Origin of the sequence: Bradyrhizobium sp. S3.12.5, assembly GCF_040548225.1 — a bacterium.
GTDB classification, from domain to species: domain Bacteria; phylum Pseudomonadota; class Alphaproteobacteria; order Rhizobiales; family Xanthobacteraceae; genus Bradyrhizobium; species Bradyrhizobium cytisi.
In genome coordinates this window covers 1-11837 of record NZ_JBEPRF010000047.1, presented here as the reverse complement: position 1 = coordinate 11837, position 11837 = coordinate 1, and the positions used below count along the sequence as shown (strand labels likewise).

At 59.2% G+C, this 11837-nt stretch carries 12 protein-coding genes and 1 tRNA gene; 5 read left to right on the top strand and 8 right to left on the bottom strand.

Annotated features, from left to right (window positions below):
- From ABIC09_RS36955 to ABIC09_RS36940, 4 genes are all read left to right on the top strand, one after another.
- Nucleotides 1–494: group II intron maturase-specific domain-containing protein (locus tag ABIC09_RS36955; protein WP_354112382.1), on the top strand; the 494-nt coding region annotated here is incomplete at its 5' end.
- Between the two features lie 468 nt (nucleotides 495–962).
- Nucleotides 963–1640, top strand: coding sequence for a TetR/AcrR family transcriptional regulator (locus tag ABIC09_RS36950; protein WP_354112381.1), 678 nt, complete (start codon nucleotides 963–965; stop codon nucleotides 1638–1640).
- 10 nt (nucleotides 1641–1650) lie between these two features.
- Nucleotides 1651–2115: a DUF2231 domain-containing protein gene (locus ABIC09_RS36945; RefSeq protein ID WP_354034711.1), complete on the top strand. Its 465-nt coding sequence runs from the start codon at nucleotides 1651–1653 to the stop codon at nucleotides 2113–2115.
- A 415-nt stretch (nucleotides 2116–2530) separates the two neighbouring features.
- A tRNA-Leu gene (locus ABIC09_RS36940) sits at nucleotides 2531–2606 on the top strand.
- 570 nt (nucleotides 2607–3176) lie between these two features.
- Here the strand turns inward: ABIC09_RS36940 and ABIC09_RS36935 are convergent.
- The 8 genes from ABIC09_RS36935 to ABIC09_RS36905 all read right to left on the bottom strand — a co-directional run bounded on the left by ABIC09_RS36935 (nucleotide 3177) and on the right by ABIC09_RS36905 (nucleotide 10245).
- Entirely contained in the window at nucleotides 3177–3728 is a 552-nt protein-coding gene (locus ABIC09_RS36935) for a hypothetical protein (protein ID WP_354112380.1), read from the bottom strand.
- Nucleotides 3652–4722: a hypothetical protein gene (locus tag ABIC09_RS36930; RefSeq protein WP_354112379.1), complete on the bottom strand. Its 1071-nt coding sequence runs from the start codon at nucleotides 4720–4722 to the stop codon at nucleotides 3652–3654. The genes ABIC09_RS36935 and ABIC09_RS36930 overlap by 77 nt, the downstream gene beginning before the upstream one ends.
- Before the next feature lie 31 nt (nucleotides 4723–4753).
- The gene (locus tag ABIC09_RS36925) at nucleotides 4754–6118 is read right to left on the bottom strand and encodes a patatin-like phospholipase family protein (protein ID WP_354112378.1); all 1365 of its coding nucleotides are present in this window, start codon (nucleotides 6116–6118) and stop codon (nucleotides 4754–4756) included.
- Nucleotides 6119–6177: 59 nt separating this feature from the next.
- Nucleotides 6178–6645, bottom strand: coding sequence for a DUF992 domain-containing protein (locus ABIC09_RS36920; protein WP_354084973.1), 468 nt, complete (start codon nucleotides 6643–6645; stop codon nucleotides 6178–6180).
- A gap of 193 nt (nucleotides 6646–6838) precedes the next feature.
- Nucleotides 6839–7114 (bottom strand): YMGG-like glycine zipper-containing protein, encoded by a 276-nt coding sequence (locus tag ABIC09_RS37520; protein WP_502917738.1) that lies wholly within the window; start codon nucleotides 7112–7114, stop codon nucleotides 6839–6841.
- 912 nt (nucleotides 7115–8026) lie between these two features.
- Nucleotides 8027–8521, bottom strand: a complete 495-nt coding sequence (locus tag ABIC09_RS36915; RefSeq protein ID WP_354112377.1) for a DUF992 domain-containing protein — start codon at nucleotides 8519–8521, stop codon at nucleotides 8027–8029.
- Nucleotides 8522–9121, bottom strand: a complete 600-nt coding sequence (locus tag ABIC09_RS36910) for a hypothetical protein (RefSeq protein WP_354112376.1) — start codon at nucleotides 9119–9121, stop codon at nucleotides 8522–8524.
- Nucleotides 9118–10245: an AI-2E family transporter gene (locus ABIC09_RS36905; RefSeq protein ID WP_354112375.1), complete on the bottom strand. Its 1128-nt coding sequence runs from the start codon at nucleotides 10243–10245 to the stop codon at nucleotides 9118–9120. Before ABIC09_RS36905 ends, ABIC09_RS36910 begins: the two co-directional genes overlap by 4 nt.
- Nucleotides 10246–11037: 792 nt before the next feature.
- Between ABIC09_RS36905 and ABIC09_RS36900 the strand changes: the two genes are divergently transcribed.
- Complete coding sequence (locus ABIC09_RS36900) at nucleotides 11038–11748, top strand: Bax inhibitor-1/YccA family protein (protein WP_354112374.1); 711 nt, start codon at nucleotides 11038–11040, stop codon at nucleotides 11746–11748.
- Nucleotides 11749–11837 lie beyond the last annotated feature (89 nt).

Below are 11837 nucleotides of genomic sequence, written 5' to 3'. Positions count from 1 at the left end.
GCGAGGCTCTGGCGTGGACGAAAGCAGTGATGACCGGGATCGGGCTGAGCATCAACGAGGAGAAGACCTCGGTGAAGGACGCCCGCACGGAAAGCTTCGACTTCCTCGGCTATACGTTCGGACCGAAATATAGCGGCTCGAACGGCCAAAAGTACCTCGGTGCAAGTCCATCCAGAAAGAGCTTGAAGCGGATCAAGACCAAGATCGGCGACATGCTGGTGCCGGGCAACAAGGGTACGTGGCCGCAAGTCCGGTATCGACTAAACGGCCTGCTGGCCGGGTGGTCGGCCTACTTCAGCTACGGAACCCTTGTTCCGGCATATCGAGCCGTCGATCGCCACGTCTACACCCGCGTCAGGCGCTTCCTCGCCAAGCGACACAAGGTCGGCGGAAGCGGTACGCGCAGCTTCTCCATGAAGGCTATCTTCGGAGAACTCGGCGTGGAACGCCTCATCCGCATCGAATCTCGCGCCGCCCCCGTGAGCCGGCCGTGAAGTCTGTCGGAAAGCCGGATGCGGGAAATCCGCACGTCCGGTTTGATGAGCGGGGAAGGGAGACGGGGCGTTGCCGAATGGCCCAAGCTACCGCGCCCTTCCTCGACTCTACAATTCCAAGACGATCACTGCCAAAGCCGCGGTCACGCCCAGCAAGATCTGCCATCCGGCTCTCTGGAGCAGCCAGCCGGACAGGGAAGGTCGCGGCCGCGGTGCCGGCGATGTAGGTCGCGATGGGCAAGGTTGCCAGCGACTTGTCGCTGCCGAGCACGGCATAGCCCACCAATCCGTTAAGGCCGACGACGATGATGTTATTCGTTAGGAGCGCTGCCAGGCACGTCGCCAGAGGCGCAATTACACGAAGCAGTTTGAGGTCCAACACGTCCTCCTGTCGGTTTTCCAGAGTTGACAGCAAGTTCTGAGCCGGATAGATAGCGAGTACATGCTATCTAATCGAGGACGCCAGAAATGCCCGAAGTAGCTTCGTCTCCTAGCCGCGAACGATTGCAGGCCGAAGAGCGCAAGGAGCAGATCGTGCAGACGGTCTTGCGATTGGTCCATGAACGAGGCGCCGAGTCGGTCAGTACGCAGCTAATTGCGGATACGATCGGGCGATCCCAAGGGGCGGTCTTTCGACACTTCCCTACAAAAGAGGCGCTCTGGACCGAAGTGCTGGCGTGGCTCCAGGGAAGCCTGGAGGGCGTTTGGACCCGCGCTCTCCTCGAATGCGGAGACGAATCGCCGCTCGCTCGTCTCGAAAGTATCCTGGTCGGCCACGTCCGACTGATCGAGAAGTTTCCCGCGCTCGCAAAGGTGGTGATGTCGGACGATCTTCGGCACCGCTACCCAACGCTCAACGAGCAGTTTCAACGGCTTCACATCCGATACGAGCGGCAGGTGACCGATCTGCTCAAGGAAGCGATTCGGCTTGGTCAACTTCCGAAGAGCACAAATGTCTCTGACGCGGCAATTCTCTACTTCTGCATCATACAGGGACTTGGTTTCCAGTCAGCTATTACCCGTCTGCACTCGAGCAAGCTCGCAAGTCTCGCTTCGAAGATGTTCTTATTTTTCGTTAGGGCGCTCGAAAATTTGCCGGCCGAGGCGAAGACGCGGCAAGCCGACAGCGTCCAGAAGCGAAAATAGGAGTATCGCGATGCCCGAGATCATTCCGAATTGGCATCCGGTTTTTGTGCATTTCACGATCGCCTTATACGTAGTGGCGACGGCACTGTATGCGCTCGGTCAAATTGCTCGCGGACGCAACTGGGCAGGCGTTGTGATCGTCGCGGCTCGGATAAATCTCTGGACAGGAGCTGCGCTGTCGATCCTGACCGTGATTGCAGGAATCAACGCCTTCTTCACTGTTGCTCATGACGCGTCTCAAACGATGTTCATGATCGACCACCGGCGATGGGCGATCGCGACTGCCGTCATCTGGTGGTTCATCGCAGTGTTGGAGGCCGGTAGGGCAGCTCAAGGCAAGAAAGCGCATCTGGTGGTCGCATTGGCGCTCGTTGCGGCTATTGGTCCGCTCGCCGTTACCGGCTGGAAAGGTGCCGAACTTGTCTATCGAAATGGAATCGGAATCGTCGCGACGTTGGGATCGGTCCCGCGGTAAGCCGCCGGGGTGGTTAGTCCCGGCATTTGCTTGAGAGGAAATCATGTCGCAATTTCAATCATATAAGAGCCCGTAGTTTTGTCCCGAATGGCGCGCCAGCAAACTCAGGCACTTAGGTAGCCATCAGCCGCGTTCGTTGGGCCAGGTCGTCATCGTGGTGTGCTTGCCAACTGCGGGCCCGCCTTCGCCCTTTGAACTTCGGCGCGGCAGCCGTCACTCGCTTCGCTTTTGACGTGTGGCACCGGCTTGCCGAGCCGAAGCTCGCGAAGCGAGCGAAGGCTGGTGGGCCCGGCAGGACTCGAACCTGCAACCAGACCGTTATGAGCGGCAGAATAGGGATCAGATTCGTTGAATTTCCTACGTTTTCGTTTGATTTCGATCGCGTTCGTTGCGCTTCGTTCACGCCGTTTCTGGTGCGAAACTGGTGCGATTGAAACCCAACGTTCAGACTCATAACCTGAAAGTCATAGGTTCAAATCCTATCCTGCGTTCGAAGGCGCTGTGTCTCTATCCGATCTACGCTGAGCCACACCGAGTTTTTGCTTCAATGGAGTGCCGACGATTGCACGGTTCAGCCTCGTCGATCTTGCTTGCCAATCCGGCTTCTATTGCGGGCCCCGCTCCCTGTTAGAAGGACTCCGACCATACGCTCGGGTCCGTTGAAGAATCAGGAGAGGTAAGCTCGCCAAAATGCGAGAATGTCAAAATTGTCTTCACTCAAGTCGGCTCGTCCTCGACCAACTTCACCCTCGCTGTCAACGTGTTAACGACGGAGCGTGGAGTGAGCTGGCGGAAGTCAACAATAGTCAGCAGATGTAAACGTTGACTCCCGTGGGGGCACACCTGTGCATCCCGCCTGCGACAATATACCTGACATGTTAATCTAAACTGCGTGGGGTGCCGCAGTTCGAACGACTCAAGCGTCCCTCAAACAGAAAATGCACGCGGCGTTCGCTGCCGAGCGAGAATCGCCGATTCGACCTATTTCTGGACGTCCCAAGCGTTGGCCATTCTTTCGTTCGCCCAGTCGAAGGGGGGCGGCACGAGCTTATGCGGCATATTCAGGTCCGCCGCAGGAAGCCGACTTCATCTCTGACGACAGTCATTGGTCCAACGGGCAATACCTCGGGATTACTGATATCGAGCTTGACGAAATCGATACTGCTTTTCCAGACCGTCCTGAGGAGATCCTCGAAGACGTTGATGGTCAGTTGCTCACCGGGACAACGGCGATAGCCGAAACCGAATGGCGCAAAGCCGGCGTAGTCGCAAACCGGCAGCGACTTGCCATCAGCGACACCGAAGACAGTCCCAAATCCACTGTTCTGGATTGCGACCTTCCGCCCGTCCTTCACATCGTAGCTCGTCTTCTCGAAGGGGCATCGGGCCATTCCGAGCCGCTGAACCCAGGCCTCGTCGATCTGGGCGCTTGTCGGAGCGTTCCCATAGCGTGAGGGATCGAACTCGGTCGGGTTCTTCCAATGGACGGCATCGAAGCTCGTGGCGGTATGCGGGCTAATGATGTAGCCGGATCTTTCAAAGGCCGGTGGCGTGGTCTCCTGCAGTGCCGAAATACTGCCACTGTTGGGCGAGATCGTCCGGAAGAGCTCCATGACGAAGCGCTCGAGGGGTAAACGACGAGCCGTCGGCGGTGTCGTAATCCATCTGCATGGTCTTCTTGAACCATGCTTGGGCTTCCGGATCTCCGGTTGCGCTGCCCAGTTTCAGCATAATGTTGTAGAGCGAATTTCCCCATTGGCTGAACGCGACGAAGTTGTGGAAGCACTCGAACACAACATCCTTGTGGGCAAAATTGTCATCGCCGGCGCCATTTTTGAGCCAATACCAGGCGAATGTCTTTTCCGGATTCGGGATTTTATCTGCCTCGATATCCGCGAGCCGAGCGTCGATCCAGTTCCGCAGTAAATCGAGGTTCTTCCGAACCGTCATGTAATTCTCGTACACGATTTGCAGGGTCGGATTCCGATAGGCGAGGACGGTATTGAAGCTCGCTCCGATCTGACGCACCTGCGCCGGGATTGCATCGCCCTTGATGCCAAGGTGGAGGTCCCAGTAGATGTCCCAGAAGGTATCGAGATATGACCGCATCAGCGGCTTGCCGGCGTTGCCTGGCGCTAACAGGCCATCGAAGAACTTTGTGACCTTGTCGCTGTACATCGGACGGTAGAGGTCTGGCGTAATGGCGGTCATGTAGATTCGCTTACGTCGGTTTTCGGGGCCGCGCTTGTCCAGTCCCTGGAGAAAGACAGTGACGCCTTCCTGTGGAGCGGGCCTCCAGCTCTTGCTAATCAGCCCCCACATGTCCGTGGGTAGCGCATTCTCTTTGGTAAGGCTCAAATCGATCATGGGCAGCATGGACCGCTCTCCCTGGTAGATGCTCACCAGGAAGAACGGAAGAATCGCATTCTCGACGTATTCGGGATCGAATTGTTTTGAGAACTGGGTGCGCAGGCGTGCGGCGGAGGATTCCACTGCTGTCGCCATCAAAGGCTGAGCAGCCGTGGACGCAGAGTCCGAGAAGGCAGGCTGAATCGACAATCCAGCAGCGGCCGTTGCGCCCCCGGTCAGGAATGTGCGTCTTTTCATCTGGCTGGTCTCCTGCGGCGAGATGTGGGGTCTAACTGCGGCTTCGAAATGCCCGATAGACCGGGCTTTCACGCAGCGCGTCGGCACCGCTCCGGGTCAAGAGGTCGATCTGATCGGGCGGCAATACGAACCGTGTCGGGATGGAGTCGAGGACACCGGCACGCGCAGGACCGAGCCTGTCGAAGCTCAGCCGGTCGACGTAGAGATTAAGGTCGTCGCAACGCCAGTTGGCGCCGACGCCGAGGCGGCTGCGTTCGGCGGCTGAAAGGCTGCATCGCCAGTGCCGAACCTTGCTGGTCCATTCTTTGAGTTGGGAGGAAAAGGCCGCATAGCTTAGCCTCACACTTGCATCGATCGCCGTAGAGGCGACGGCGGCGACCAACTGGGTGCCGCTCGGCCCCTCGATTTGCTGGGTGAAATCGCCGGAGGCGCCGCGGCCGGCATCGACGACGAGGACCATGATACGCCGGACTTTCACGGCCTGTTGTTCGGACATAGGCTCGTAAGGTCGCTGGGCCGCCATCAGTGCAATACTGAATCCGGACAAGCCGAGATTATCAACGATGCCGCCATCGAGTAGCTTTGCGAAGCGCATTGAGCCGTCGCGGTAGCGCGCATTGGCTTCAGCAAACGATCGCAGCAGCGGCTGCGCTCGCGGATCATGGCGGGCCCGTTCGAGCAATGGAGGAGGTTGTGCGCTGCAGCCGCCTGGAAACGCCTCCAGCACGATTGGAGCGAACGCAAGCGGCACGGCAGCCGAGGCTGCCACCGCTTCGGCAACGCGATAGGACCTGATGTCGCTGCACAGGGCGTCGAAGGAGATCCGGCCGAATACGAATGGCGTTCGGTTGTAAATGTCGGAGGCGTTGATCCAGACCCGCGGCCGCCGGTCGTCGCGGAAGGCGTCAAATCGTGCGCCCTCAAACAGATTGAGATCGAGCCAGTTCGTAAACTGGCTGTCGTTGACGCCACCGCCAAAAGCGCGTGCAATATTGCCAAGTGAGACCCTGGTTGAGAGATCTTCCTCGGCATTTCGCAGCAGGAAGCGTTCGCGGAAATCATCCAGCGCCGCACGTCGTTTAAGTCCGAAATAGGCCGCGGTGACAGATCCTCCGGAGACGCCGGATACGAAGTCCACCTGGTCGAGGAGCGACTTCGCCTTGTTGTTGGATCCGACACGAGCATGGTCGAGCTCGGTCAGGACTCCAAATGAGAATGCCGCCGCGCGCATGCCGCCACCCGAGAACGAGAGGGCCAGCAGAACATCGTCGTCAAAATTTGGAATCTCTCGGCCGAACTGGCTATCGGCGAGCGCGTCTCCCAACGGGATATTGCCGGGTAAATTGTAGACGGCGGCGCATCCCGTAAGCCATACGGGAAGAGCCAGCGCGAACATTTTTCCTATCCATGTTTCCAACGCTCTCACGCGTGTCTCTCCAAAGCTGAAGAGCCGATCTACCTGAGCGTGAGACGTGCCACTCCCAGCGCAAGGTTGACGCCAATCTGACCTTCGACCGACAGCGGCTGCAGCGAAATCGTTCGATTGGATCCGCCGATAAGAACATTGGCGCCCAAACCAGGTCCAAACGACGCGTTGCCACTCGCGCCGACATATGTGCCGCGCAGCGAGCCATAGCCGACGTGGGACGTTGGCGCGAAGACGCCCCAGAACAGCCGGCCGCCGCCGGTCACGCCGATGTCGAGGCCGAGCCGCCCTATCGTGCCGCTATACCTGTACTGGCGCCCGCTGTTTGAGCGAAACACGCATCTTAGAGTTTGCCGCGAGCCGACGATCAGTCCGACCCGTGGGGCGGCATCGCAAGTCAGGCCTCCAGCCCGGACAGGCTGTACTTGTGCGAGCGCAGGTGTGGTGGTCGCAATTGCAGCCATGCACATGAGCACGGAAACGTAGATCTTTGACATGCTGAATCCTCGAGGTCTCAATGCGGATGGTGGCTAAAGAGCCGATCCGGCGGCTTCAATTGCGCGTTTCTTTGCCGTCCCGCGCGTTTGGAAGAGCGGGGACCCTTCTTCGCCGTCGTCCCTCGGCTCACGCCAAGTCTGTTGCACGCGCGGGGCCAGAAGTAGCGGCAGCAGCTCGAGCGGAAATAGCCCCCTAGCGGCAATACCGGCTTGAAACGGGGTGAGACCTTCCGCTCCGGGAGCGGTACCAGCACCGTCCGTGCCGCCAATAATAGCTATGCCAGCCGTGCTGACGAGCTCCGGCAATAGCACCTGCAGTTGCCCCTATGGCCGCGCCACGCCGACCACCAACGGCTCCGCCGATGATCGCGCCTGATACCGCGCCACGTCCGGCCTGCGCAGACGCATCGGTGACAGGTGTAGCTACGGCCACACCAAGTAAGAACAACAGACCCAGATATTTTTTCATTTTCGTACGTCCCACTGTCGAGGCGTTTCGCCGTCTCTTGTGAAGTGGGGGAACCATACAGCAGGGGACCTCGCGCACTATCCCACAAAACCCTGAACGGACACGGAGGGTATATTGAGGTTGGATCCGTATGATGGCTCGAACTTCTTCGAGCCCTGTCTCCAGCAATAGTGGCCTTGCCGATCGTTCAAGGTCGCCTTGGGGTAAGGACGACCAGATCGGCTGGCCGCGGTGCCGCGCCGCGGTCAATCGCTCTACCATCGCCAACCGCAAATGCGGCGGCCGCGACGCCACTGGCAAACCCAGCGGCGTCTGCGTGGCGGAGGACCCCATCCCGGCGCGGGTCCCCAGCCCGGACCAGGCGGCGGTCCCCAAAACTGCGCCGGCGCGATCAGGTCGGAAGATGTGCTCGCCGGACCTGGACCGGGGGCTACCGGCATCGCTTCCGCTGTTCCAATTGAGCGAAGACCGATCGCGCCCACTGTAGCGGCGGCAAGAGCACCTTGTACCAGGCCAAGGAAAGTCCGGCGGCTGGGAGTGCTCATTGTCATTCTCCTCTTCTGGTTATTGTGGTTATGCAGTGTCTTTTGTCGAATGCAGTGCATGGAGCAGGCAGGCGAGTCCGTGAGAGATCAGGTCGACGCCAAGCAGGAACCCGAGTAGCCAGACGCTGACAGCCGGGATGCCGAGTAAAATGAGAGTGCTCGCGGCCGGTCCGGCGCCACCCGACGCCAGCATCATCCAGCCGCTCTGCTGCCAATAGGCAAAGCTCAGAGTGCATCCTCCCGAACTCGGCCATCCGTTCAATCGGCTCGCCAGTGATGATAGCCGTGCATGGTTGGCATCGGCATCCGCTGAAACCCTCAGCGACCCGACAGGAATACTCCGGAGCTGCCGGACGACACTGCAGCGCTACTCGACCGATCGTCGTCCACGGGAGTCCAGCGTCAGGTTGGTCACACCTGCGGCGAGATTCAATCCGATCGCTCGCTCGATCGACACTGGCTGGAGCATGATCGTTCGGCGAGATCCACCGATAAGAACATTAGCACCCAAGCTCGGCCCTAGTGCGACATTCGCGCTGGCGCCAACATAGTTGCCGCGCAACGTGCCGGGACGGATGCGCGAGTTTCTTGCGAGAACGGCCCATGAAAGAGTTCCGGCACTGGTGGCACCGAGGTCGAGTCCCAGGCGCCTGATGCGCCCCACATAGGTGTATTGACGCGGCGGGTTTGTCGAACGAAACGCGCAGTTCAGCTCCTGCGCAGAACCGAGGATGAGCCCAATCCGCGGGCTGCTCATGCACAGCAGGCTGCCCACTCTGAAAGCCCTGGCATGCGCGGGTAGGGCGTTGGTGCAGATAACTGCCGTTGTGCCGATCACGACAATAAGCCAGTTGAGTCGCATTTAGCCCTCCGAGTGGCTTCTGGTGGCGGGAGACCTGGTATTGGGACGGCGATCCCGGCGCAGCCAGAATGTTATACCGAGGCCGACCAGCAAGACGGCGCCGAGCAAGAAGAAGATGATCGATTGTTGCAGCCAGGATATCGCGGGCACCGCGATGCTCATTGCAAGGCCGAGGAAGGCAATTTGGGGCGATAGGAGGCTGACGCCCGCTAGGAATGTGCCAAGCGCAAGCAGCGTAAGAAGTACGAGGCTGATCGCCGGCGTCGGCAGCAATTGCTGGACGCCAGAGAGGAGCATGATGTTCATCGCGACGAGGACGGCGATCCAGTGCAGGGCCTGGGTCCAGATAAGCTGCCATCTCGTCTCCTTGCTGTCGAACTGCGGCCATTTGCTGATGACGCAGACGACGCCGATCGCGAGGGCCAGGAACTCCCAATAGCCAACGAGAGGCTGATGCGAAGCGTTGGTATAGGCGACGCCGGCAATGGCGAGTACGAGCGCAACAATGTAGGGAAGTTGTTGCCATAGAAAGTATGTCGTCCCCGAATTCGTCGGGGAAGAAGCCGCTGCGCCATCGAATTTCGGGGCACTATTGCTCATGGTCCACTCATTGTCGTCTGCTGACGCTCTGCCCGATCTCCGAGATAGTCCTCGACGTAGAATCTGATGATCGCGACTCGACCGATCGCGACCAAAGGCATGGCGAGTGCGATTCCCATGACGCCGAACAGTGCGCCCAGAAGAACGATTGCCACCAATGTCCATGCAGGTGGAGTTTCGATCGCCTGGCGCTGGATCAGTGGTCCTATGACATAACCTTCGACCGATTGAATGACGGTGTAAATGACGACAGCCCAGATGAGCGGAGTGGCGCCAAGCGGCATTGCAACGAGGGCAATCGGAATTGCGGCGACGATAGGCCCAAGATAGGGAATGAAATTCGACAATCCGGCCTGGAGCCCGAGCACGAATGGACCGGGCAGCCCGATCAGGTAGAGCGCGATCCAAACACACAACGTCATCAGGGTGATGCGGATCAGTTGTCCTACGAACCATAGCCGCAGGACGTTGCCCGCCTCATTCATCGTCGATCTTACGCGATCGCGATAGGACGGCTTGACGAGGACCACCAGGCTTTCACGATAGGTTGCCGGGTCGAGCGCGAACAGGATGCCGAGGAATGCAATGACGAGCGTGCCGGTCAGAAGCGTCGATGCGCGTCCAAGGACCAGCCGGGCATGACTGAGAAAACGTCCCTGGTCGGAAAGCAGCCACTGCGTAAGGTCACGTCCCCACTCGGGACCAAGCAGGTCGACACCATATGCGAGAAGATGCCTCTGAAGAACATCGATCTGCGTGTCCATCACTTTCAGCAAATTGCGCGTTTGCTCGGGCAGCTTGCCTGTGCCCCAGACGAAGCCAACGCTCAGCAAGCCGGAGAGAAGCAGAAGAACCAACGACAACCGCCAGGCTCGGTTGAATGGCAGAATATGCCCCAGGGCTCTCGCGGCCGAATCCAGGAAGGCCGCAAAAAGCACGCCCGCAAAGACAATCAGGAGGCTTGACGCTGTTTGCCACATCAGGACAAGAACAACGCACGCGGCGAGCAATGCGAGACCCGTCGCGAGCAAGCTGCGTGGCTTGAGAATTCCGTCGGGCCGAGGCGAGTGATCGCGACCCGCGCAATCGTCGATCTGCTGTTGTCCGATGTTTGAAGCGCTCATTTGGTGGGCCGGGCCGATCTACAATCTGGATCGGATCTAGGTTCGGACCCGGCGGCTACCATAATGCGGGTGTGCGCCGCCACGGTGACGCCAGTGGCGATGCTTCGTCGGATTGGTATTGGTGCTCGGCCCGGAAGTTCTTGGTGCCGATGCGCCGGTATCCTTTGGGGTCGACGCGCCCGTTTCGGTTGATTGTGCCAGCGACGGCCTTGATTGTGCGATCGATATCAACACTCCGCCAATGAGGAGAGCACCGCAGACGATCAGGATCTTCATTTTGGTCTCCAAACAAGAAACGCGGACTAATGGGTCTATATCGACGTCGTTGCAACGGCGAGCCGGCTGACGCTGACGGCGATCACAAGCGGGAGCCTAATGCCCACCTCGTTCGCGAGACCGCATCCCTTCGCTCGCGCTCGGCCGGAGGGAGTGGCAACGTCCCAACGGCGCAGAGGCGCCGACGGCTCCGGGGCGAGGCGTCTGCGTAGATCAAACCGGAGCATAGAGCCGGCTATTCCGCTCGCACATCAGGGTTTCCCTGTAGAGAGCGGGTAGAAAATCGGTAGATGAGCCACGCGTGGGTGCCGTCCCGGACGTGCGAGGAGGATGTGCAACGCAGGCTATTGACGAAAAGTGGGGCGATCCCAACAACCTGTCGTTGGCCGGATGGAAGAATCCCCGTCCGCACGAGTAGGGTAATTAGCCTGACCTGACTCGGGAATCTTTCCGATGTTCCGATCAGGCCTTGAGGACTAGTCTCTCAGTCCTACTCATGGGATGAGGATGCAGGCGATGGCGAACTATGATCAGCACACGACGGCGTCCGGAGCGGGCCGCGAGCGCTTCGCGGTCGATGCGGGCCTTCGCGCTTATATGTTGCGGATCTATAACCAAATGGCGGCCGGTGTTGGCCTGACTGCCGTGGTCGCATGGCTAACGTACCAGCTCGTCGGGCCCGCGCTTCTACAAAGCCCGCTGATGTGGGTTTTCGTGTTTGCGCCCCTGGTATTGGTCTTCTTCCTTAGCTCACGCATCAACTCGCTGTCGGTGTCGACCGCGCGGTGGCTGTTCTTGGCGTACGCGGCCTTGGTTGGCGTCTCGCTCTCGACGATTTTTCACATCTACACCGAGTCCTCGATTGCCCGGGTCTTCTTCATCACCGCTGCGACGTTCGGGGCGCTGAGCTTCTTCGGATATACGACCAGGCGCGACCTTTCCGGGGCCGGGACCTTTCTGTTCATGGGCTTGGTCGGGCTCATTATCGCCGGTCTGGTCAATCTTTTCCTGCAATCCACTGCGCTCGATTGGCTGATCTCGGTCGTGGGTGTCGGTGTCTTTGCTGGATTGACTGCCTACGATACGCAACGGATCAAGGCGATGTACGAGAGCGGGGATGATGAAACGGCGACAGGGCGTAAGGTGCAGATCGCCGCGCTATCGCTCTACCTCAATTTCATAAATCTATTCATGATGTTGCTGCGCCTTTCAGGCGGACGACGCTAGAGCGTTAGCCGATCAGGTTGCAAGTACCCTGCGGCCACGAAGTAGTTTGTGGATTCTGCGGGCGTGTAGGTGTCGACGATGCGACCAAT

Coding starts and splice junctions, on each gene's coding strand:
- ABIC09_RS36905 (WP_354112375.1), bottom strand. CDS start 10,245: ATGAGCGCTTCAAACATCGGACAACAGCAGATCGACGATTGCGCGGGT.
- ABIC09_RS36950 (WP_354112381.1), top strand. CDS start 963: ATGCCCGAAGTAGCTTCGTCTCCTAGCCGCGAACGATTGCAGGCCGAA.
- ABIC09_RS36945 (WP_354034711.1), top strand. CDS start 1,651: ATGCCCGAGATCATTCCGAATTGGCATCCGGTTTTTGTGCATTTCACG.
- ABIC09_RS36920 (WP_354084973.1), bottom strand. CDS start 6,645: ATGTCAAAGATCTACGTTTCCGTGCTCATGTGCATGGCTGCAATTGCG.
- ABIC09_RS36925 (WP_354112378.1), bottom strand. CDS start 6,118: ATGTTCGCGCTGGCTCTTCCCGTATGGCTTACGGGATGCGCCGCCGTC.
- ABIC09_RS36900 (WP_354112374.1), top strand. CDS start 11,038: ATGGCGAACTATGATCAGCACACGACGGCGTCCGGAGCGGGCCGCGAG.
- ABIC09_RS37520 (WP_502917738.1), bottom strand. CDS start 7,114: ATGAAAAAATATCTGGGTCTGTTGTTCTTACTTGGTGTGGCCGTAGCT.
- ABIC09_RS36910 (WP_354112376.1), bottom strand. CDS start 9,121: ATGAGCAATAGTGCCCCGAAATTCGATGGCGCAGCGGCTTCTTCCCCG.
- ABIC09_RS36935 (WP_354112380.1), bottom strand. CDS start 3,728: ATGGAGCTCTTCCGGACGATCTCGCCCAACAGTGGCAGTATTTCGGCA.
- ABIC09_RS36930 (WP_354112379.1), bottom strand. CDS start 4,722: ATGAAAAGACGCACATTCCTGACCGGGGGCGCAACGGCCGCTGCTGGA.
- ABIC09_RS36915 (WP_354112377.1), bottom strand. CDS start 8,521: ATGCGACTCAACTGGCTTATTGTCGTGATCGGCACAACGGCAGTTATC.